The 21,548-nt window shown below is 58.9% G+C and carries 25 protein-coding genes; 15 read left to right on the top strand and 10 right to left on the bottom strand.

Annotation, left to right across the window (positions count from 1 at the left end; translation table 11 throughout):
- The first annotated feature begins 133 nt into the window (after positions 1-133).
- The 15 genes from dat (at position 134) to HF945_RS03410 (ending at position 11,403) form a co-directional block, all read left to right on the top strand.
- Entirely contained in the window at positions 134-1,009 is an 876-nt protein-coding gene (dat, locus tag HF945_RS03480; RefSeq protein ID WP_290524368.1) for a D-amino-acid transaminase, read from the top strand.
- Positions 1,010-1,012: 3 nt separating this feature from the next.
- A complete protein-coding gene (locus HF945_RS03475) occupies positions 1,013-1,282 on the top strand; it encodes a DUF493 domain-containing protein (protein WP_290524367.1) in 270 nt (89 codons plus the stop codon).
- Between the two features lie 369 nt (positions 1,283-1,651).
- Positions 1,652-1,948, top strand: coding sequence for a hypothetical protein (locus HF945_RS03470; protein WP_290524366.1), 297 nt, complete (start codon positions 1,652-1,654; stop codon positions 1,946-1,948).
- 451 nt (positions 1,949-2,399) lie between these two features.
- On the top strand, positions 2,400-3,071 hold the full coding sequence (gene lipB / locus HF945_RS03465) for a lipoyl(octanoyl) transferase LipB (RefSeq protein ID WP_290524365.1): 672 nt from the start codon (positions 2,400-2,402) through the stop codon (positions 3,069-3,071).
- Between the two features lie 34 nt (positions 3,072-3,105).
- Positions 3,106-4,086, top strand: coding sequence for a lipoyl synthase (lipA, locus tag HF945_RS03460; RefSeq protein WP_290524364.1), 981 nt, complete (start codon positions 3,106-3,108; stop codon positions 4,084-4,086).
- Positions 4,087-4,280: 194 nt separating this feature from the next.
- Entirely contained in the window at positions 4,281-5,789 is a 1,509-nt protein-coding gene (gene dacB / locus HF945_RS03455) for a D-alanyl-D-alanine carboxypeptidase/D-alanyl-D-alanine-endopeptidase (protein ID WP_290524363.1), read from the top strand.
- A 121-nt stretch (positions 5,790-5,910) separates the two neighbouring features.
- Positions 5,911-6,579, top strand: coding sequence for a glutathione S-transferase (locus HF945_RS03450; protein ID WP_290524362.1), 669 nt, complete (start codon positions 5,911-5,913; stop codon positions 6,577-6,579).
- 5 nt (positions 6,580-6,584) lie between these two features.
- Positions 6,585-7,304 carry a methyltransferase domain-containing protein gene (locus tag HF945_RS03445; protein WP_290524361.1) on the top strand — a complete coding sequence of 240 codons (720 nt, stop codon included), beginning with the start codon at positions 6,585-6,587 and terminating at the stop codon, positions 7,302-7,304.
- A 71-nt stretch (positions 7,305-7,375) separates the two neighbouring features.
- Positions 7,376-7,567, top strand: a complete 192-nt coding sequence (locus tag HF945_RS03440; protein WP_290524360.1) for a hypothetical protein — start codon at positions 7,376-7,378, stop codon at positions 7,565-7,567.
- A 72-nt stretch (positions 7,568-7,639) separates the two neighbouring features.
- Positions 7,640-8,086 (top strand): copper resistance protein NlpE, encoded by a 447-nt coding sequence (locus tag HF945_RS03435; protein ID WP_290524359.1) that lies wholly within the window; start codon positions 7,640-7,642, stop codon positions 8,084-8,086.
- A 291-nt stretch (positions 8,087-8,377) separates the two neighbouring features.
- Positions 8,378-9,046: a MotA/TolQ/ExbB proton channel family protein gene (locus HF945_RS03430; RefSeq protein WP_290524358.1), complete on the top strand. Its 669-nt coding sequence runs from the start codon at positions 8,378-8,380 to the stop codon at positions 9,044-9,046.
- Positions 9,036-9,419, top strand: a complete 384-nt coding sequence (locus HF945_RS03425) for a biopolymer transporter ExbD (RefSeq protein ID WP_290524357.1) — start codon at positions 9,036-9,038, stop codon at positions 9,417-9,419. Before HF945_RS03430 ends, HF945_RS03425 begins: the two co-directional genes overlap by 11 nt.
- Positions 9,416-9,880: a biopolymer transporter ExbD gene (locus HF945_RS03420; protein ID WP_290524356.1), complete on the top strand. Its 465-nt coding sequence runs from the start codon at positions 9,416-9,418 to the stop codon at positions 9,878-9,880. The genes HF945_RS03425 and HF945_RS03420 overlap by 4 nt, the downstream gene beginning before the upstream one ends.
- Entirely contained in the window at positions 9,877-10,611 is a 735-nt protein-coding gene (locus HF945_RS03415) for an energy transducer TonB (RefSeq protein WP_290524355.1), read from the top strand. Before HF945_RS03420 ends, HF945_RS03415 begins: the two co-directional genes overlap by 4 nt.
- Positions 10,612-10,689: 78 nt before the next feature.
- Positions 10,690-11,403 carry a divalent cation transporter gene (locus HF945_RS03410; protein ID WP_290524354.1) on the top strand — a complete coding sequence of 238 codons (714 nt, stop codon included), beginning with the start codon at positions 10,690-10,692 and terminating at the stop codon, positions 11,401-11,403.
- Between the two features lie 217 nt (positions 11,404-11,620).
- On the opposite strand, the gene HF945_RS03405 is transcribed toward HF945_RS03410, so the two are convergent.
- From HF945_RS03405 to urtC, 10 genes are all read right to left on the bottom strand, one after another.
- Entirely contained in the window at positions 11,621-12,223 is a 603-nt protein-coding gene (locus tag HF945_RS03405) for a flavin prenyltransferase UbiX (RefSeq protein ID WP_290524353.1), read from the bottom strand.
- A gap of 2 nt (positions 12,224-12,225) precedes the next feature.
- The gene (locus HF945_RS03400) at positions 12,226-12,681 is read right to left on the bottom strand and encodes a DUF2214 family protein (RefSeq protein ID WP_290524352.1); all 456 of its coding nucleotides are present in this window, start codon (positions 12,679-12,681) and stop codon (positions 12,226-12,228) included.
- Between the two features lie 297 nt (positions 12,682-12,978).
- Positions 12,979-14,331 carry a UDP-N-acetylmuramate:L-alanyl-gamma-D-glutamyl-meso-diaminopimelate ligase gene (gene mpl, locus HF945_RS03395; RefSeq protein WP_290524351.1) on the bottom strand — a complete coding sequence of 451 codons (1,353 nt, stop codon included), beginning with the start codon at positions 14,329-14,331 and terminating at the stop codon, positions 12,979-12,981.
- Between the two features lie 397 nt (positions 14,332-14,728).
- Entirely contained in the window at positions 14,729-15,058 is a 330-nt protein-coding gene (locus HF945_RS03390; RefSeq protein ID WP_290524350.1) for a zinc ribbon domain-containing protein, read from the bottom strand.
- An 18-nt stretch (positions 15,059-15,076) separates the two neighbouring features.
- Positions 15,077-16,306, bottom strand: coding sequence for a formamidase (gene fmdA / locus HF945_RS03385; RefSeq protein WP_290524349.1), 1,230 nt, complete (start codon positions 16,304-16,306; stop codon positions 15,077-15,079).
- A 479-nt stretch (positions 16,307-16,785) separates the two neighbouring features.
- On the bottom strand, positions 16,786-17,820 hold the full coding sequence (locus tag HF945_RS03380) for an AAA family ATPase (RefSeq protein WP_290524348.1): 1,035 nt from the start codon (positions 17,818-17,820) through the stop codon (positions 16,786-16,788).
- Positions 17,820-18,866 (bottom strand): aliphatic amidase, encoded by a 1,047-nt coding sequence (locus HF945_RS03375; protein ID WP_290524347.1) that lies wholly within the window; start codon positions 18,864-18,866, stop codon positions 17,820-17,822. The genes HF945_RS03380 and HF945_RS03375 overlap by 1 nt, the downstream gene beginning before the upstream one ends.
- A 79-nt stretch (positions 18,867-18,945) precedes the next feature.
- On the bottom strand, positions 18,946-19,635 hold the full coding sequence (gene urtE, locus HF945_RS03370) for an urea ABC transporter ATP-binding subunit UrtE (protein WP_290524346.1): 690 nt from the start codon (positions 19,633-19,635) through the stop codon (positions 18,946-18,948).
- Between the two features lie 21 nt (positions 19,636-19,656).
- Positions 19,657-20,406, bottom strand: a complete 750-nt coding sequence (gene urtD, locus HF945_RS03365) for an urea ABC transporter ATP-binding protein UrtD (protein ID WP_290524345.1) — start codon at positions 20,404-20,406, stop codon at positions 19,657-19,659.
- Positions 20,403-21,545 carry an urea ABC transporter permease subunit UrtC gene (gene urtC / locus HF945_RS03360; protein WP_290524344.1) on the bottom strand — a complete coding sequence of 381 codons (1,143 nt, stop codon included), beginning with the start codon at positions 21,543-21,545 and terminating at the stop codon, positions 20,403-20,405. Before urtC ends, urtD begins: the two co-directional genes overlap by 4 nt.
- Positions 21,546-21,548 lie beyond the last annotated feature (3 nt).

The following is a 21,548-nucleotide window of genomic DNA, read 5'->3' as shown; positions in this document are numbered from 1 at the left end:
CCCTGACCATCGAGACAAGACACAACAGCTGAACGCTCCAGGCCACGCTGAGCACGCAAGGCGTTATCCAGAGACCCCTAAACTCCGGGCCACCTGCCGTGCAGGTGGCCATTGATCATACCCGGGACTGCCCATGTCACAGGTTTACCTCAACGGCGCCTTCATGGCCCCTCAGGACGCACATATTTCGCCACTGGACCGGGGCTTCCTGTTTGCCGATGGCATCTATGAAGTCATCCCGGCCTACAACGGTGTGCTGTTTCGCTTCGACGAACACCTGATACGGCTGGAACGTTCCCTGGCGGAAACCGCCATCGACAATCCTTACCGTCGCGAAGAGTGGCGCAAACTGTGTGAAGAACTGGTTGCACGCAACGGGGGCGGCAATCTTTCCGTCTACCTGCAGGTCACCCGTGGCGTCGCCGCAAAGCGCGACCATGCATTCCCCAATCCGCCGGTGCAGCCCACCGTATTCATGATGACCGGCAGCATTGCCGTGCCCGCTGCCGACAGCCCGGATACCGCCAGCGGTTCACGGGCCATCACGCTGGACGACATCCGCTGGGCCCGATGCGATATCAAGTCTGTTTCCCTGCTGCCCAACAGTCTGTTGCGCCAACAGGCCGTGGAAGCCGGCGCCAGCGAAGCCATTCTGCTGCGTGATGGTTTCGTGACCGAGGGTTCCGCCAGTAACGTCTTCATCGTAAAAAACGGCACGGTGCTGACACCACCAAAGAGCCACGCGATTCTTGGCGGCATTACCCGCGACCTGGTTGTGGAACTGTGCCTGCGCCACCATATCCCCCTGGAAGAACGGGAAATCACCGAAAGTCAGCTGCGCCAGGCGGACGAAATCTGGGTGACCAGCTCCACCAAGGAGATCGTTCCGGTAATCCAGTTGAACAATTCGCCAGTGGGTGATGGCGTACCCGGCCCACTCTGGAAAACGGTCGCCCGCCACTACGTCACCTTCAAACGCCGCCTCTGCGGCCACCAGGACCAGGAGTAATTCATGGCCATCAAGGAACATCTGTGGGAATTTCCCCACGCAATGCAACTCAAGATCATGGGCGCCGCCGACTCGCCCCTGGAAGACGCGTTGATCGACATCCTCACGACACATCTGGAGGATTTCGAGGCCGACGCACACCTGACCAGCAAACCGAGCAGCAAAGGCACTTTCGTGTCTTTCACCGCCCAGGTGGTCATGCGTAACCGTGAGCAGGTGGAGGCCATCTACAAGGCACTGAACGAGTGCCCCCATGTGAAGATGACAATTTAACGCCTGAAGCTGGACACCGGGTGCCTGAGGCCAAATATCCAAACCCGCGAAAAACGCAGCCCTTCCCTGCTGGCCTTCGGGCCGGCCGGGGCTGATCCATCGATAAAGCAAAGACCGCCCCACGATCTTCAATACTTATCCATCTACATTGCGCAACGCATTGGATATGCGCCGTTTTTTTGTTTTAGCGTCATGCATCGGGCATCGGGCATCGGGCGTAGTTTTTTTTCTGCACAGCCATTGATATCCCTCTTACACACCGTAACCGGACGTCACAGCCAGACACCGAAGCCCCACCAACCCTGCATTGGTTTCAACTCTTCGTCCCTTTAGCGTAGATGCTAATAACAACAACTCTTGGGGCAACCAATGAAAGTACTTTCACTGTTGAGTCTTGTAGGACTACTCCTGGTGCTGGTCGGCGTGACCCTTTCCCCTTCCGCTGAATCCGTAGCCCGCATCGATACCATGCCTGCCGCCAGTGAAATCGTCCCGGCCATGCCGCGCAGCCCGAATATTCTCCAGAAGGTCAACGCACCCGCAGTCCACTTCGACGCCTTCAACACCATCAAACTTCATGACGACGACGGCATCGAATACGGCGTCGGCGTACAGGAACTGAATCTGCATCTGGTCAACGAGAAAACAGGCAACCGCCTGATCTGACCCAGCACCCTTTTTGACTGTTGTTACCCCGAAAGGGGTCTGCCTTGAGCCCGGTTCCCCCACCGGGCTTTTTTTATGGCCGCTCTGCGGCTGCTGCACGCATCAGGCAGCACGCAACACGCCTGATGCCTGATGCCTGATGCAAAAAGGCCCGCCCGGAAAAACCGGGCGGGCCTTTTTGCATCGGTAAAACCCTCGCTATACCCCGCGTAGGAGCTCAGCTTGCCTGAGCGATCCGAGCCTAAGCGAGGTAAGGATTCCAGAAGCCCGTCCCGAAGATCAAAACCCAAACCGCTTTCCACGCTTCTGTTCTGGCTTTCGAAACTCGCTTCTGGTAGCTCGCCATTCATTACCTCGCCGAGGCTCGGATCGCGGTCGAACGACCGCTCCTACAGCGGCTTCGTTGATATCCTTGCGTCATAGCTCATAGCTTGCTTTATACTCTCCCACCATGAACGATGCCCTGATCCGCTATTTCCCCCATGTGGACTATGCCCCCTGCTGGCAGGCCATGCGTGATCTGACTGACAACCGCAGTCCCGACACGCTGGACGAGCTGTGGGTACTGGAACATCCCCCCGTGTTCACCCTCGGCCAGGCGGGCAAACCGGAGCACGTGCTCAATGCGGGAGACATTCCGGTGGTGAAAACCGACCGTGGCGGTCAGGTGACCTACCATGGCCCGGGCCAGACCGTAATTTACCTGATGCTGGATATAAAACGCCTTGGTCTGGGCAGCCGCGGCATGGTGACCGCCATCGAAGAAGGCATCATCGACTTCCTCGCCGGGCTTGGTGTCGAGGCCGCCAGCCGTGATGACGCCCCCGGCGTGTATGTTGAAGGCGCCAAAATCGCTTCCCTGGGTTTGCGCATCCGTCGCGGCGCCACCTACCACGGCCTCGCCATCAATCGGGATATGGACCTGTCGCCCTGGCAGCGGATCAACCCCTGTGGCCATGTGGGGCAACCGATGACCACCCTGCAAGCCCAGGGTATCCCACTGACCCGCACCGAAATGGAGCAGCAACTGGTGACGGTATTAGCCAATCGTCTGGGCCTTTCGCCACGGACAGGGGCCCTCCCGGACTGGTATAATCAGGCTTCCACACTTTCTGCTGGCTGAGCCATTCAGCCACACCCAAGGCAACGGACTTTCCATGAGCGAACAGGCACAGGCCAAACGCAAGGTTCAAATCGGTGACAAGCTGCGCGGTGCGGACAAGGTACGCACCATTCCCATGGTCAACGAGGAAACCGGCCATCAGCGAAAACCCGACTGGATCCGTGTGCGGGTGCCCGCCAACGGGGAGATTCAGCGCATCAAGTCCCTGCTGCGCAAGCAGAAACTGCACACCGTCTGTGAAGAAGCGGCATGCCCCAACCTGCCGGAATGCTTCGGCGGCGGCACCGCCACCTTCATGATCATGGGGGACATCTGCACCCGCCGCTGTGCGTTCTGTGATGTGGGTTTTGGCCGCCCCAATGCACTGGATGCGGAAGAGCCCCTGCATCTGGCGGAGTCGGTGGAGAATCTGAACCTCAGCTACGTGGTCATCACCTCCGTGGATCGGGACGATCTGGCCGACGGCGGTGCCGAGCATTTTGCCGAGTGTATCCGCCAGGTGCGCAGCCGCACCCCCGACACCACCATTGAAATCCTTACTCCGGATTTCCGCCCTTGCCTGGACAGCGCGCTGGACATTCTCGGCACCACCGCACCCGACGTGTTCAACCACAACATTGAAACCGTCCCCGAGCTGTACAAGCACATTCGCCCTGGCGCTCGCTATCAACACTCACTGGATCTGCTGAAACGGTACAAGGCCCGTCGCCCTGACGTGAGCACCAAGAGCGGCATCATGGTCGGCCTGGGCGAAACCTTTGATCAGGTAATCGGTACCATCCGCGACCTGCGTGCCCATGACGTGGACATGATCACCATTGGTCAGTATCTGCAACCCAGCAAGCACCACGCCCCAGTGGAACGTTTCGTCCATCCCGACGAATTCCGGGAATATGCTCGAATCGCCGAGGAACTGGGATTCATCTCGGTGGCATCTGGCCCCATGGTGCGGAGCTCCTATCACGCCGACCTGCAGCACAAAGGGGTGGACGTGGGTATTCACAAACCCGCGTAAGGCGATAGAACGGCACTTTCGTCCGCCGAAATTTACATTTATGCATCGACTGGCACACTGACCTGCCGCCAGGTTTGCGGTAGGCTGTTCCAGTCGTTGCTTCACAACCAGGCCTGTCCACCCGCAACGACAACTGAAACAACAACAACCCTTCCTCTGGTGCCCATCTGGCACCTGCATTCAGAGGTAATCCTATGCTGCCGCTCGTAGTCCGGGTGACGACATTGCAGAAAAAAACCGGCGCACTCCTGCTTTTACTCTGCGCTGCCCTGTGGCCTGGTGCCGGTTTTGCCGACACACCAACCCCCATCATCAAGACGGTTCTGGGCAAGGCCCAGCAACTGCGTCTGGCTGAACAAAATATTGCGCTGGCGGCCGTTCCTCTCAACGGCCCCGGCGAAGCCCACTTCATGAATGCCGACCAGCCCTTCAATCCCGGTTCGATCATGAAGGTGGTGACCACCTACGCTGCCCTGGAGCTGCTTGGCCCCACCCATCAGTGGCATACCCGTCTGTACACCGATGGCAAAATCGAAGGGGACACGCTCAACGGTAATCTCTATTACGTGGGCAGCGGTGACCCGAAACTGACCGAGGAACGCCTGTGGTTGCTGATGAGGGAACTGCGTTCCATGGGCATCGCCCATATCCAGGGCGATCTGGTGCTGGACGGCAGCGTCTTCAATCTTCCCAACGGCATCGCCGCCTTCGATGATGACGGCGACAACCCCAACGCGCCCTACCTGGTGGAGCCCAATGGACTGCTGACCAATCTCAACGTGTTGCGCATCCGCTCCCGGGCCGATGAGCGCGGCATCCACAGCTGGATGGAACCCCAGCTGGCAGGGGTTGAGCTGGACAACCAGATCGTGTCGCGCAAGTACGGCTCCTGCCCTCGCCGTTACCAGTTCGATTACACCCCGACGGTGACGGAAGACGGCCTCACTAAAATTACCCTGACCGGCGTCCTCCCGGAAGGCTGCTCCACCTCCAGCTACCTGTCCATCCTGGACCAGGCAGATTACACCGGGGCCCTGCTGGTCGGGCTGTGGCAGCAACTTGGCGGCACGCTCACCGGCCAGATTCGTGAAGGACTGCGGCCACGGGACAACAGCACCACACTGCTTGCCACCACCTCCTCCCATGACCTGGTGACCATGGTTCGCGACATCAACAAGTGGAGTAACAATGTGATGGTTCGCCAGCTGTACCTGACGCTGGGCTCCCGTCACCGCACTCCCGAGGATGCCGATGACCTGGCCGCCGCTGATCGCACCATTCGCGAGTGGATGGCCGACAAGGGCATCGACAGCGACAACATGGTGTTCGAAAACGGCTCTGGCCTGTCCCGCAAGGAACGTATTTCTGCCCGCCAGATGGGCGACCTGCTGGCGCTGGCGTTCAACAGCCGCTTTTCAGCGGAGTTGATTGCCTCCCTGCCCCTGGTCGCGATGGACGGCACCATGCGCCGTCGCCTTGGCCACGCCGACATGGCCGGTATGGGACACATCAAGACCGGCTCGCTCAAGGATGTGCGTTCCATCGCGGGTTACACCCGGGACGAGAACAATACCACCTGGGTAGTGGTGGCAATGATCAACGACATGCGAGCCTGGAAGACCGAACCCGTGCTTGACGAACTGATCGAGCAGGTTCATCTGGCTGCCCGTCTGGAACCCATTCAGACCGCATCGCACCCTTGATTCACGTGACCTTCATGGCCGCCCTGTTGTGGTGTTGCCGTCTTTCCGGCGCACTCACGGGGCGGGTCATGCCGCAGGTACAGGGCGCTGACCGTCTTTTTTCATACCCGGATCAATCACTATGATCACAGTCCATCATCTGGAGAATTCCCGTTCACTACGCATCGTCTGGATGCTTGAAGAACTGGGGCTGGAATACCGCATCAAACATTACAAGCGCGACAGCAAGACCATGCTGGCCCCTGCCGAGCTGCGCGAGATCCACCCGCTGGGCAAATCCCCCGTGATCACGGATGGCGACACCGTGATTGCCGAGTCCGGGGCCATCATTGAATACCTTGCCAATCGTTATGGGGCTCCGGACTGGGTGATCCCCGCCGATGATCCGCGCTGGCAACAGGAACGCTACTGGCTGCATTACGCTGAAGGGTCCCTGACCCCCCTGCTGGTGATGAAACTGATCTTCAGCCATATTCCCCGCTCCCCCATGCCGTTCTTTGTGAAACCCGTGGCAAAAGGCATCAGCGGCAAAGTCATCGATGGCTTTCTGGACCCACAGCTACAGACGCATCTGGAAATCATCGAGCAGCATCTGGCCAGCCACACCTGGTTTGCCGGTGACACCCCAGGCAGTGCCGACATCATGATGAGCTTTCCCTTGCAGGCAGCCAGTGCACGGGCCAACACCGACAAGCTGCCATCGATCAAACGGTTCCTGGCACAGGTGGAGTCTCGCCCCGCCTGGCAGCGCGCCGTAGAGGCGGCCGGCCCGCTGACCCCACTGACCTGATCGCTGTGGCTTCGTCTCCCGCCGCGCCCAGTGACCCGGAACGTCAGGTAGTACAACGCTGGCAGGACAGCGCCGGCCACTGGCAACGGCTACTGGAGCGGCAGCCACCCGCCAGCCGAGCCATTACCAACCCGGCCATAGAACAGGCGGTGTTGGCCAAGTCACCGCGCACGGTTCTGGATGTGGGTTGCGGCGAAGGCTGGCTGTCCCGTTCACTGGCCAGCCAGGGCATTGAGATGACTGGGGTGGATGCTGTGGCCCCATTGCTCAGCACCGCCCGCAAGCACGACCCGTACAGCCACTACCTGTGCCTCGAGTACGACGACCTGCCCGGCCCCCTGGAAGGCAGCCAGTTCGATGTCGCGGTATGCAACTTCGCACTCTTCGGTGACCAGTCCGTGCATCGCCTGGTGGCCTCACTGCTGACCCTGCTGCCCGCCAACGGCCACCTGCTGATACAGACCCTGCACCCTCTCAGCGCCTGTCAGGGCGACTACCGCGAAGGCTGGAGAGACAGTCAATGGCAGGGGCTGGACCACGAAAGCCACACCATGGGAGAGGCGCCACCCTGGTATTTCCGCCCCTTGTCCAGCTGGATTGCGCTGCTACAGAAGCATGGCCGGCTCGTCACCATGGACGAACCCATGGATCCACAAACCCGGCAGCCACTTTCCGTGCTTTTTCACGTCACCCCCGCCACGCAACAAGACCGTAACAACGCCTAAACAAACCGGCCACAGAGCCCCGGCAACAGGCCTTCTAGTCTTGATGGCACCCCTTTCTGGATACTGGTGACATGGTCCTGCTGCTTTTTTTCCTGGTCTTTTCCGGCGTGATGCTCTGCGGTCACTATCTTTCAGGCCTGCGGTATCACCATGATGATAGCCGCTACGCCCCCGACCGCCCTCTGAAGGCGTTGCTGGATTACGGCCTGCAACCTCATACCTGCGACTCAATCGATACCCCAGAGATTGCTAAAAAGGGTTAAAAACACCGGTTTTCTGCGCATAGCCTCGCCCCAAGGGCTTACAATGTGGTGACTTTTCAAGGGAGTGAAGCAATGAAGAAGATCATGTTTGCCGGTATCACCACGGTGGCCCTGCTGGCAGGCTGCCAATCACAGCAAGCCGCAAACGAAGAACCTGTGGTGATCAACCCAACCGCCCAGAAGGTGGTATACAGCGGCATGCTACCCTGCGCCGATTGCTCAGGTATTCGTACCACCCTCACGCTGTACCGTGACCAGTTTGATGCTCCCACCCGATTCCAGCTGCGCGAAGAATACCTGCAAGGCTCCAAGGTCGGGCTGACCACCGTGGAACGGGGCGACTGGAGCCAGGACACCCGGGTTCAGGATGAGCGCCAGATGGAGCTGTACACCATCAACCCGGAGACCCCCGATGCAACCCGTCAGTATCTGCGCGATGCGGTGAACGCGGTAGAGCAACTGGACAAGAATGGTGAGCTGATCAAGAGCAACCTGAATTACCGCTTGCTGCGCAAGTAAGCCCCCTGCCTGTGGAGGCCCGGTAGCGATAGGCTTTCCGGGCCTTGCCTCAGGCAGTACCGCCTTTAGAGTCCTTCGCCGCCCCATCGCCGGATTGTCTTACCGCAAATAAGAATGACTTGCATTAAGTCGATTTCGGGCCTAACATCGCGAACCTTATTCAAGCCACTTTGTTGAACGGGCCCCTGAGCCCATCGCACCCTCTGACACAAGACTGTCATCCCGGTGCGGCAAAGTCGTGCGCGTTTTTTCACCCAGACATGAACCGCAAAGGTCCCACAGGAGTTCGCCATGCCCCCTCTTTCCCTGCAGCTGCCGGAATGGTTTGTCAGTGGTGGCGCCACCATGTGGGTACTGGCCCTGCTATCTGTAGTGGCCCTGGCTACCCTGATTTCCAAGATCCTCCACTTTGCCCGGGTACGTCCCGGCAGCACCCGCCAGGCGGATCAGCTGCTCAACGCTCTGCGCCAGGGCCAGCAACCCGGCAAGCCCGGCAAGCTGTCTACGCCGGTTGACCGGGTGATCTGGCAATGCTGGAACAACCGCAAACTGGAAGAAGCCGCCTGGCAGGAAGAGTGCCTGCGGCTGGCCCGCTCTGCTCTGGATGACCTGCGCGGCGGCCTGCGTGTACTGGAAGTGATCAGCGCCATTGCCCCGCTGCTGGGTCTGCTGGGCACCGTATTTGGCATGATCGGCGCGTTCCAGGCCCTGGAAACCGCCGGTTCCCAGGTAGACCCGTCGATTCTCTCCGGCGGTATCTGGGAAGCGCTGCTGACCACCGCCGCCGGCCTGACCGTGGCCATTCCTACCCTGGCCGCCTTTCACTGGGCAGATCGCAACATCGAACAGTGCCGGGAGAAGATGCAGGATCGTCTTTCCCGTCTGAAAGTGGTCCGCAATATCAAGGTAGACGCCGAACCCGTCGATGACAGCGAGCCGGCGGTATCGCATGCATATTGAACCGGAACGCCATCGCGCCCCGTTCATCAGCCTGACACCCCTGATTGATGTGGTGTTCATTCTGCTTGTCTTTTTCATGCTGGCCACCCGCTTCGGGCAGTTCAATGATCTGCCCGTTAATGTGCAGCCCGCAGACAGCAATGCAGATCAGCAGGACGAATGGCTGGTCGTGGAAGTGAAGGCCGATGGCGCCCTGATTCTCAATGGCGTCAGCTTTACCCCTGCCGCCATTGCCGACCGCCTGGAACAACACCACAGCCAGAAAGTCTGGGTCACCGTCAGCCCTGAGGCCACGTTGCAACAGGCACTGCGGGCGGTGGATGACATCAAGGCCGCCGGAGCCCGTGATGTACAACTGGAGCTGCTGCCATGATGATCATGGAAAATAACAGCCGACGCCCGCCGCTGGAGCCGGTATTGCCGTTGATCAACGTGGTGTTCCTGCTGCTGATTTTTTTCATGCTCGCCGGCCAGTTGGCCAAGCGCCCGACGGTATCGGTCGAGACCCCGGTCAGCCAGGTCGCCAATGGCAAGGAAGCAAGAGAAAAACTATTGCTGGTACTCAAGCCCGACGGCCAGTGGTTTGCCGAAGACAGCGACATTCCGCTGACCGAAGCTGAGCTCAGCGAGCTGATCAAGGATCTGCCGGTTATCACCGATGAGGACACCGGTAATCAGGTGAAGGATGCGGAAGTGCGCCTGCTGGCGGACGGCGGTATCAGCATGGCGTCACTGCGTCAGCGTCTCGAAACCCTGCAGGCGCTGGGCGTGGAACAGGTGCGCCTGGTCACCCAGGATGATCCCGCCAGCAAGGGGGAGGACACGCAGCCATGAACACACGCACGCTATTGGCCTGGGGCCTTTCCATTTTTGTCCACGCCAGCATTCTGGTCACTGTGGGGGTTCTCACTCTGGCCGGCGGGCGCCCGGCCCAGCCCGGGGTCACCGAAATCGCAATCAATCTGTCAGCGCCGCCGGCACCGGCTCCCACTGTGGCCCCCAAACCGGCACCGCAACCCAAGCCGGAACCCAAACCAAAGCCTAAACCCAAGCCCAAGCCGAAACCCAAACCGAAACCGGTGGTCAAAAAGCCCGAGCCCAAACCTGAGCCCAAACCGGAACCGGTGGAGCAGGTCGTGCAGGAGCCCGCTGAACCCACTGACAAGGAACTGGAAACAGCACAACAGACCGCCTCGCAGAATCAACAGCAAGGGGCCAAGGGGATAGCCGGCGATCCAGGCAAAGGCGCCGATCGCAGCGGTGACAACGACACCCTGCTCAAGCGCTACCTGGCCAAGGTGCGTAACACCATTGAAAACAACAAGCAGTATCCTCACAGGGCCCGCATGCGTCGCCAGGAAGGCACGGTGAAGATCAGTTTCGCCATCAACGCCAGTGGCCGTGCGGAAAATGTGGCACTGACCAACAGCTCCGGCAGCCGCATCCTTGATCGGGCGACGCTGGAACTGCTCTCACGGCTGCGCTTTGAAGCCCCGCCACGGGAGCTGGACACCATCCCGGTGAACATCACCGTGCCGGTGAACTACAACCTCAACAACAGTTGATCCCGAGCCTGTCTGACCGTATTTTGCGAAGACAGGCCGGCTCCCCCGCCGCACAACATCATTCCACAAGGACCGCGGATGAACCCTCTTTACCTGGCTTTACTGCTGAGCTTCGCTGCTGGCCTGAGCATGGCCGTCGGCGCCTTGCTGGCGGTGAAACAACACATTGCACGGGACTGGCTTCGCCAGGAAGTAAGGCATACCGTGATCGCCTTTGGCGGCGGGGCCCTGCTGGCTGCAGTGGCACTGGTACTGGTACCGGAAGGCGCAAAGCACCATACCCCGGTCTCTGCCACCCTGCTGTTCGTTGGCGGCGGTCTGGCATTCATGGTGATCGACCGGGCGCTGGCCGCCAGGGGCGGCGCCATGTCCCAGTTGCTGGCCATGTTGCTGGATTTCGTCCCGGAGGCCATCGCCCTGGGGGCAGCCCTGGCAGTGGGAGGCGGCCAGGCTTTCCTGCTGGCCTTCCTGATTGGCCTGCAGAATCTGCCTGAAGGCTTCAACGCCTATCGGGAAATTCGTGATGGCGGCGGTCTGGCGCCGAACCGGATCATCCTCGCGTTCACCGGCCTTGCCCTGCTCGGCCCCCTCAGCGCCTGGCTGGGTTTTGCCATCCTGGTGGAGATGCCCGTGATACTTGGCGGCATCATGCTGTTTGCCAGTGGCGGGATTCTCTACCTGATCTTCCAGGACATCGCCCCGCAAGTACCACTGAAACGCGCCTGGGCGCCGGCACAGGGTGCTGTGGCAGGGTTTGCGTTGGGGCTGGTGGGGCATTTGCTGGTGGGGTGAGAGGCAGCTGTGAGCTGTGAGCTGTGAGGAAAACCGATAGTTCCTCGCTGTCGCTCGGTTCGCACCTCAAGTGGTGCTCCTACAGCGGCTTCGTAGAAATGAGAGAGGTCGGGAACTTTTTGGTTTTACCCAATCCACAGTCCAAGCTTGTAGCTTGTAGCTTGTAGCTTGTAGCTTGTAGCTTGTAGCTTGTAGCTTGTAGCTTGTAGCTGATTCTTCACTCCCCCCAGCGTTTTACCAGGGTCTGCTCGACGCCGAGATGATCCAGTAATCGTGCCACCATGAAATCCACCAGATCCGACACGCTTTGCGGCTCGTGATAGAAACCGGGGGCGGCGGGCATGATGGTGACGCCGAGGCGGGAAAGCTTGAGCATGTTTTCCAGGTGAATGGCAGAGAACGGGGTTTCGCGGGGCACCAGAATCAGTTTGCGGCCTTCCTTGATGGCCACATCCGCAGCCCGTTCGATCAGGTTGTCGCTGGCACCACTGGCAATGGCCGACAGCGTGCCCGTGGAACAGGGGCACACCACCATGGCAGCGGGAGCACCACTGCCGGACGCCACCGGCGCCGTCCACTGCTCCAGACCACACACCACCAGCCTACCCTTATCGGTACCCACCCATTCACGCAAAGCCTGTTCGGCCTTGCCAGTACCGGCAGGCAGGGACAACTCGGTCTCCGTGCCAATCACGATGCGCGCCGCCTTGGACAGAATCACAAACACTTCGCAGTCTGCCTGCAACAGGCACTGCAGCAGTCGTAATCCGTAAGGTGCACCGGAGGCCCCGGTAAACGCCAGCGTGACGCGTTTGCTCATAGTCATCCCATTCCGACACCGCGGGCCATCAAGGCACCGAAAATCGGCATCAACGATATCAAGTGTATTTCGGCTACCAGGGTACGGCGCAGGGTTTTCTGAAGTTCAGGGATAACCGGCGGCACCGTATCCCCCTCAGCGGTCTTTCGCCAGGCTCGCATGAGCTTGAGCGGATACAGGCTAAGAAAGATTATCAGCACAAACACGGTCACCTTGGCGTGAAACCAGGGGTTGGCCATGTAAAACGCCATCCCCTTCTCGGTCCACCCGGCCCGCGCCAGCCCACTGGCCAGCACTACCAGCAATGATACCCAATAGGCCACATGCAGCCACAGCAGGGTACGGAAATTGTACTCATTGATCTGCGTCCGCCAGAACAGCAGCATGCCGTACACGCAACCGAACAGCACCAGAATACCCAGGTAATGGGCAGACGCCCAGAACACAGACCAGAACATGGCAAGCCCTCAAAAGCAGTTGAAAGTTCAAAGTTTAAAGTTCAAAAGCGCGACACAGGCCCTTCTTGACTGAGAGCCCCCACCGCGATTACAGGTTTGTACGCGGGCGCGACGCTGAGGATTCCTCCAATGCCATGCCGCGCCTTTCAACTTTAAACTTTGAACTTTCAACTCCAACCCCGACCCGACTGAAAAACTGACACAGATCAGAGGCGGAGGTCATTGAAACGCGGGCACGGCCTGCCAGTACACAATAAGCCATCCCGTGTTGATGCGTGTTGCGTGAAGCGTGCCGCGTCAATCCGCCAACGCATCCAGCAACTTCTGATGAATCCCGCCAAAGCCGCCATTGCTCATCACCACCACATCCAGGGATTCCCCCTTGTGGGCAACAACACGGGCGATGATGTCGTCCAGTGACTCGCTCACTGACGACGGCACCGTGGATTCGTCCAGAACGGAATCCAGCGACCAGTCCAGTCCCGGCGGCTGATACCAGATCACCTCGTCCGCAGACACGGTACTACCGGCCAGGGCCGCCTTATGGCTCCCCATGCGCATGGTGTTGGAACGCGGTTCGATGATGGCAAGAATGCGGCCCTCGCCCACCTTGCGGCGCAGCCCCTCCAGGGTAGTGGCAATAGCCGTGGGGTGATGGGCGAAGTCATCATAGATACGCACACCCTCCACGTCGCCACGCAATTCCATACGACGCTTCACGCCCACAAATTCGCTCAACGCGGCGGCGCCATCGGCCAGGGTGACACCCACATGGCGGGCGGCCAGCAGAGCTGCCATGCCATTGTTAACGCTGTGACGGCCAGTCTGCCCCCAGTTCACCTGGGCCACCGGCTGGCCGTTTTCCAGCACGGTAAAGCTGGAACCATCGGCCTTGTCGAGACGGTAGCCCAGCGATTCTTCCTCACCGAATCGCTCCACCTCACTCCAGCAGCCTTTCTCCAACGTCTCTTCCAGCGCCGCTTCACCATGGGGAAGAATGATTCGCCCGGTGGAGGGGATGGTGCGGATAAGGTGATGGAACTGGGTCTGGATGGCGGCCAGGTCGGCAAAGATATCCGCGTGGTCGAATTCCAGATTATTCAAAATCACGGTGCGCGGGCGGTAGTGAACAAACTTGCTGCGCTTGTCGAAGAAGGCGGTGTCGTATTCGTCCGCTTCCACCACAAAGAATGGCGTCTCGCCCAGCCGCGCGGACACACCAAAGTTACCGGGCACACCGCCAATCAGGTAACCCGGGCTGAGCCCAGCATGTTCAAGCACCCAGGCCAGCATGGAGCTGGTGGTGGTCTTGCCATGGGTGCCCGCCACGGCCAACACCCAACGACCAGGCAGCACCACTTCTTCCAGCAGCTGGGCACCCGAGGTATAGGGCAGTCCCTTGTCCAGCACTGCCTCTACCGCCGGATTGCCACGACTCAGGGCATTACCGACCACCACCAGATCCGGTGCCGGGTCCAGCTGGGCCGGGTCATAACCCTGAATCAGCTCGATACCTGCCGCTTCCAGCTGGTCACTCATGGGCGGATAAACGTTCTGGTCGCTGCCGGTAACCCGATGGCCCTGGGCCTTGGCCAGCTGGGCCAGAGAGCCCATAAAAGTACCGCAGATACCGAGAATATGAATATGCATGGAGATCGCGCCTGTCTGTGAATCCCTGAACCTTAACGGCTCCCCCGCGTCAGGTGAAGACCCGGGTTCGGGTTTGGCAGGGAAAGAGGCGGGTTTCGAGTCATGAGTTGCGAAAAGCGTGAAGCCGGTGGGGAGCTTCTGAGGAAAGACGCTCTAGTCAGGTGTCGCTTTCGTTCAGCAAGCTGAACTTCCCACGGGGTTAGTGATTTACCTGATACGGGCTGCGTATCCTTGTGGGAGATTCGGCTTGCCGAACGAATAGCTCCTAAAGCGGGATTCACGGTTTGAAGGCCTTGCGGCAGCAGCCACAGAGCGGCAAAAAAAACGGGCAACATCCAGTTGCCCGCAAGGGAAGGTTAACCGCCGTTGGCGCCTTACTGCCGTAGATCAATAGCAATCAATGGCTGATCATCCAGGGCCGTGCTGACGGGAACATCTTGTTGCCCTCCGCCGTGTAGAACAGCTTGGATTTGCGCTTGTGATGACAGCAGCCCTGCTCTTTCTCCGAGTGCTCGTTGCCATGACGAGGCTCATGGGCTGCCTTTTCATTGCGTTCGAAGGCCTGGCGACGTTCCGGGGCCATGTCCAGCACTTCCGGCGCCACCATGATCACCCGTGCGGAGAGCGCACCACAGGTGGGACAGGGGGCGCATTCACCGGAGGCCTGCATGGGCACCAGGTCGTGGAACAGGCCGTGCTCGGCACACTTGTAGTCATAAAGCGGCATGATCAGCTCCCTTATCCGTTACTTGTCTTTGGATAGCGGCACGTCGGTGCTGCCGGCAACACTGTGCTGTGGCCCGTCCATCCCCGGCTTGATATCGAAGTCGAAGATGTCCGTGGGCAACCACAGGGTGGCACAGGCATTGGGCACATCCACGACGCCACTGATATGCCCCTGTACCGGTGCACAGCCGAGCAACGCATAGGCCTGGGCCCCGGTGTAACCGAATTTCTTCAGATACTCGATAGCATTCAGACAGGCCTGACGGTAGGCCACATGCACGTCCAGATAATGCTGCTTGCCTTCCTCATCCACGGAGATACCTTCGAAGATCAGGTAGTCGTCATACTTGGGCGCCATGGGGCTGGGTTTGAAGATCGGGTTCTTGATGCCGTACTTCTCCATGCCGCCCTTGATGATGTTCACGCGCAGGTGAATCCACCCTGCCATTTCGATGGCACCACAGAAGGTAATTTCACCGTCGCCCTGACTGAAGTGCAGGTCGCCCACGGACAGACCGGCATCTTTCACGTAGACCGGGAAATACACCTGGGAACCCCGGGACAGATCCTTGATATCACAGTTACCGCCATGCTCACGGGGCGGCACGGTGCGGGCGCCTTCAGCGGCCGCCTTGGCCTTGGCATCGCCTGACAGCTTGCCCATGTGGGCGGTGTCGGCATAGGGCAGATTGGCCAGGCCTGGCACACGATCCGGTTCCGTGTCATAGAGTTCTTTCTCGCGAGTGTTCCACTCGTCCAGCATTTCCTTGGAGGGCAGACAACCGATCAGGCCGGGGTGGATCAGGCCGGCGAATTCCACATTGGGAATATGTCGGGACTTGGTGAACATGCCGTTGAAATCCCAGATGGACTTCTGCGCCTCCGGGAAGTGCTCGGTGAGGAAGCCACCGCCGTTCTGCTTGGAAAAGAAACCGTTAAAGCCCCACTGGCTTTCTTCAAAGGTACCGATATCAAGGATGTCTACTACCAACAGGTCACCGGGCTCGGCCCCTTCCACGCCCACCGGACCGGTGAGGAAGTGTACCTGGGTGAGATCCACATCACGCACGTCATCGGCGCTGTCATCATTCTTGATCTGGCCACCGGTCCAGTCATGGCATTCGAGGATAAAATCGTCACCCGGTTTGACCATCTTGGCCATGGGAATATCCGGGTGCCAGCGGTTGTGGATGTTCTCGTTTTCGTAAGGCGATTGGTTCAGATCGATCTTGATAATCGTTTCAGCCATGGTCAGCTCTCCTCCGGTTTAACCAAGGGGGCCTGCTGTCGTTGCAGGAGACCCCGACGTTGCTGAATCACTATCGGCAATTCCTTACACACCCACCATTCGCCCATGTCCCACTCGGGCTACGTCATTTGACGTATTGAAGGCCGCGCTGCGGCTGCATCACGCAACATGCAACACGCGAAAGAAGGGGCGACAGAGGAACAATGTGGGAGCTTGCCTGCAAGCGATCCGAGCCTAAGCGAGGTAATGAGTTTCGAGTAACGAGAAGCGAGTTTCGAAAGGCAGAACTGAAGCATGGAATGCGGTTTGGGTTTTGATCTTCGAGATATGATTCTGGAATCCTTACCCCGCTTGGGCTCGGATCGCGAGCAGGCTCGCTGCTACAGCGGGGTATAGCGAATGTTTGACCGATGCATAAAAAGCCCGCCCGGGTTACCGGACGGGCTTTTTATGCATCAGGCATCCTGCGTCCAGCGTCCCTACACCGGAATCACGATCAGTGCCCCGCCCTCCAGTCGTGCCTCAAAGGTATCTGCCTGGGGGTAATCCAGCATCACCCGGGCCAGCGGCGGGGAGAGTTCATTGCGGACCCGGCGGGCCATTTCCCGGGCACCAAAGCGGGCATCCAGGGAACGACAAAGATGCCGTCGGGCGCCCTCCCCCAGACTCAACACCACCTTCCGCTTTTGCAAAAGACGATTGAGACGATCCAGCTCGATATCCAGCAGCTGCTCACTGAGATCCTTGTCGAGGGGATTGAAGGTAATAATGTTATCGATACGGTTGAGGAACTCGGGATCAAAGCGTTGGTGCAGGGCCTGATCTACCACATCGTGGATCTGCTGTCGGGCGTTGCCCCAGCTCCACCAGCGTTTCTGCTGCTGCCGACTCAACCGGGACACTTGAGCGGCACCCACATTGCTGGTCATAAAGATCAGGCTGTTGCGGAAATCAATTTCCCGGTTGCCCGCACTTAATCTCAAACGTCCTCGTTCAAGCACATTCAACAGGGCCCGCACCACCTCCGGGCTGGCCTTCTCCAGTTCATCGAACAGCACGATACCCGGTTTGCTGAAACTGCCGGCAATGGCATCCACATCAAACAAGGTCTGCCCTTCCTTGCTACCCACATAACCTGGTGGTGCGCCTGTCAGTGAGGCTGCGTAGTGCTCCTGGGCCAGGGTACTCATATCGATGCGACAGACCGCATCAACACTGCCATGTATTGCCTCAGCCAGCAGTCTGACGGTTTCTGTCTTGCCAACACCGGTAGGCCCGACAAACAGCTGCACAGTCAACGGCCGATCCGCTGCACTGATATCCGCCTTGAGCACCTGCAGCATGTTGTCGATGCTATCCAGCACGTGCGCCTGGCCGACGATGCGCGCCCGCAGGCGAGCCATTACATCAGCCGGGTCGAACACAAAGCGGCTTTGGCGACCGGGATCGACAGACCAGCGCTGCCGGTCTGCCGCCTCCTGATTGGCAGTCAGTTGCTCATTGATGAAGGGCATCAACCACCCGCCGTTTTCTCTTTCCCATCAACGGGCAACTCACCCACCGGACATTCCGCCACACCGACGGTGGAGCGTGTCATGGCCTCCACATTTTCCTGGGCCTTCTGCGCATCCATCACCCAGGTGCGATAGAAGTCGAACGGACAGTCGGCCACGCCCTTGTCGCCATCACCGGAGGCATGCATACCGGTGTAGCCACGGTGCAGCAACTTGAACAGATGATTCTGGGACTGGTCGTTGGCGCGGGCATCCCGGATCTGGCTGACGGATAACTGGGCATACTGAATACCCATATCTTCCTCGCCGCATTCCCCAAGCGTACGGCCATCGAAGCCGATAATTGCGGAGTGACCAAAGTAGGAATAGACGCCGTCAAAACCACTGGCGTTGGCCACCGCCACATAGCAGTTATTGGCCCAGGCCATGGACTTGGCCATCATCACCTGCTGCTCCTTGGCCGGGTACATGTAGCCCTGGCAACGGACAATCAGCTCAGCGCCCTTCATGGCACAGTCACGCCAGATCTCCGGGTAATTACCGTCATCACAGATGATCAGGCTGATCTTCATGCCCTTGGGGCCTTCGGTAACGTAGGTGGTATCACCTGGGTACCAGCCTTCAATGGGACACCAGGGAATACACTTGCGGTATTTCTGGACGACCTCGCCTTCATTGTTGATCAGCACCAGGGTGTTGTAGGGCGCCTTGGCGGGATGCTCCTCATGCCGCTCACCGGTGAGGGAGAACACCCCCCAGGTGTTGGCCTCCCGGCAAGCTGCCGAAAAGATGGCGGTTTCATCCCCGGGCACCGTGGCGGCGGTCTCCATCATTTCATCCGGGTCGTACATGATGCCCATGGTGCTGTATTCCGGAAACACCACCAGATCCATCCCCGGCAGCCCCTGCTTCATGCCCTTGATCATGTCGGCAATCTTGCGGGCATTGTCCAGGACTTCTGCCTTGGTATGCAGACGCGGCATCTTGTAGTTCACCACCGCCACGCCAACGGTATCGTTACTGCTGGAAATATCCCCGTGTCGCATCTCTCTCTCCTGAATACGTTAGGGGAGCTCTGATCAACTCCTTGCGCGCTCAGAGGCTCCCTGGAAAACGCTGGCGGTGTTACACCGCCAGGTAGGCCGCAATTTTTTCCTGATTCACATCGTCGCCGCTTTCCTCGTGGACAATCTTGCCTTTCTCGATCACCAGAATCCGGTCGGCCACATCCATCACGAAACTCAGCACCTGCTCAGATACCACGATGGATAACCCGCGCTCGTCACGGATGCGTTTCAGGGTCTTGGCCATGTCCTTGATGATCGAGGGCTGAATGCCTTCGGTGGGTTCATCCAACAGCAGTACCTTGGGGCGGGTAGCCAGGGCGCGGGCGATAGCCAGCTGCTGTTGCTGGCCGCCCGAGAGGTTGCCGCCGCGGCGGTTCTGCATTTCCTTCAATACCGGGAACAACTCATAGAGATCTTCCGGCACTTTTTTTTCACCGACGGCGGCCAAGCCAGTTTCGATATTTTCTTTGACGGTGAGGGTCGGGAAAATCATTCTCCCCTGGGGCACAAAACCCAGTCCTGCCTTAACGCGCTGAAAACTTTTCAGGGAGGAAAGATCCTGGCCATCCAGCTCGGTCTTGCCGCCACGCATTTTTTCCATCCCGATCAGGGACTTCATCAGCGTGGTCTTGCCCATGCCGTTTCGCCCGACCACCGCGACAATTTCGTTCTCCGCGATGTTCAGGTTCATGTCGCTGATGATGGTGCTCTGCCCGTAAGCCACCTGCAGATTTGATACATTCAACATAGTCCGTACCTCGCGTAAGCGTCAGTGTCCCAGATAGACTTCGATGACTTTTGGATCCTGCTTGACGTGATCAATGGAGCCTTCGGACAACACCTTGCCCTGATGCATCACCGTCACCCGGTCGGCGATATCACCCACAAACTGCATGTCATGCTCAATCACCAGCACGGTGTGGTTTTCGGTAATCACCCGCAGTAACTCCGCAGTCTTTTTTCGCTCCGCCACGGACATGCCAGCCACCGGCTCATCCAGCATCAGAAGATCCGGTTTCTGAATCAGCAACATGCCGATTTCCAGCCACTGTTTCTGACCATGGCTCAACAGGGCGGCTTCCTGGTGGAGCATGTCGGTGAGAAAAATGGTTTCCGCCACTTCTTCGACGGCCTCGACCACTTGTGCATCACGCTTGAATGCCAGCGCCCCCACCACCGAGCGCCCGGCGGGATAGGACACTTCCAGATTTTCAAACACGGTAAGGTCTTCATAGATGGACGGGTTCTGAAACTTTCGACCGACACCGGCGCGCACAATGTTGTGCTCGCTCATTTTGGTCAGCTCTTTTCCCTGGAACTTGATGGAACCCTCAGTGGCCTTGGTCTTGCCACAAATCAGGTCCAGCACCGTGGTCTTGCCGGCCCCGTTGGGGCCGATGATCACGCGGATTTCTTTCGGTTCCAGATAAAGCGACAGATCATTCACCGCCTTGAAACCATCGAAGGACACGGTCAGACCTTCCACGGCAAGGATGAAATCGTTATTGCTCGGGCTCATTTGGCTTCCTCCACAGGCAGGTCTTGCGCTTTGTCGCTGTCACGACGAAGCAACGAGGGCAACTTGCTTTCCAGCGGCATCACATAACGGCGGTAGAGCCCCGCCAGGCCATCCGGGAAGGCCAGCACCACAGCAATGAACAGCACACCCAGACCGTACAACCACAACTCCGGGAAGGATTCGGAGAAGAAGGTCTTGGCCGCATTCACGATCAGCGCACCATAGATCGCGCCCAGCAGGGAATTCCGGCCACCCACTGCGCACAGGATCACCATCTCGATGGAAGGCACGATGCCCACAAACGAGGGGGACATGAAGCCCACCTGCAGAGTGAACATGGCGCCACCGATACCGGCGAACATGGCGGCCAGGCAGAACACGAAGATCTTGAAGGAAGCCACGTCGTAGCCGGAGAAACGCACCCGGTCTTCCTGATCACGCATGGCCAGAAGAATGCGACCGAGCTTGCTGCGCATTACCCAGGCACCCACGATCAGGCAGACAAACAACATGCCCACACAGACAAAGTAGAGCAGCGTCTTGGCTTCGTCGGTACGGATATCCCAGCCCATCAGGGTACGCAGATCGGTAATCCCGTTAACGCCCCCGGTGAAGCCCTGCTGACCGATGATGAGAATGGTCAGGATGGCGGCAATGGCCTGGGTAATGATGGCGAAGTACACGCCACCCACACGTCGCTTGAACATGGCTACGCCGATGATCAAGGCCAGCAACGCCGGCACTGCCAGCACCGCAATCAGGGTGAAGGAGAAGCTGTGGAAGGGTTCCCAGAACCACGGCAGCGCGGTGAGCTGGTTCCAGTCCATGAAGTCGGGAATCCCCGGGGTGGACTGAATCGCCGTATTCTCCGGGCTGGACGCTTCCAGCTTGAGGAACATGGCCATGCAATAACCGCCCAGACCGAAGAAGATCCCCTGCCCCAGACTGAGAATACCGCTGCGTCCCCAGCACAACACCAGCCCCAGTGCCGCGAAGGCATAGGTCAGGTATTTACCCACCATATTGAGGCGGAATGAATCCAGCGCCAGCGGGAAAATCACTACCAGCAGGACGGCCAGCAGCACGTAATAGATGCCCTCGCGGGACTTCAACCATTCGATGAAAAGATTCGCTTTCATGGC

It is taken from the genome of Alcanivorax sp. (assembly GCF_017794965.1).
GTDB lineage: Bacteria > Pseudomonadota > Gammaproteobacteria > Pseudomonadales > Alcanivoracaceae > Alcanivorax.
Note: the sequence above shows the minus strand (reverse complement) of the source record. Positions and strands in the feature narration are given on the sequence as shown.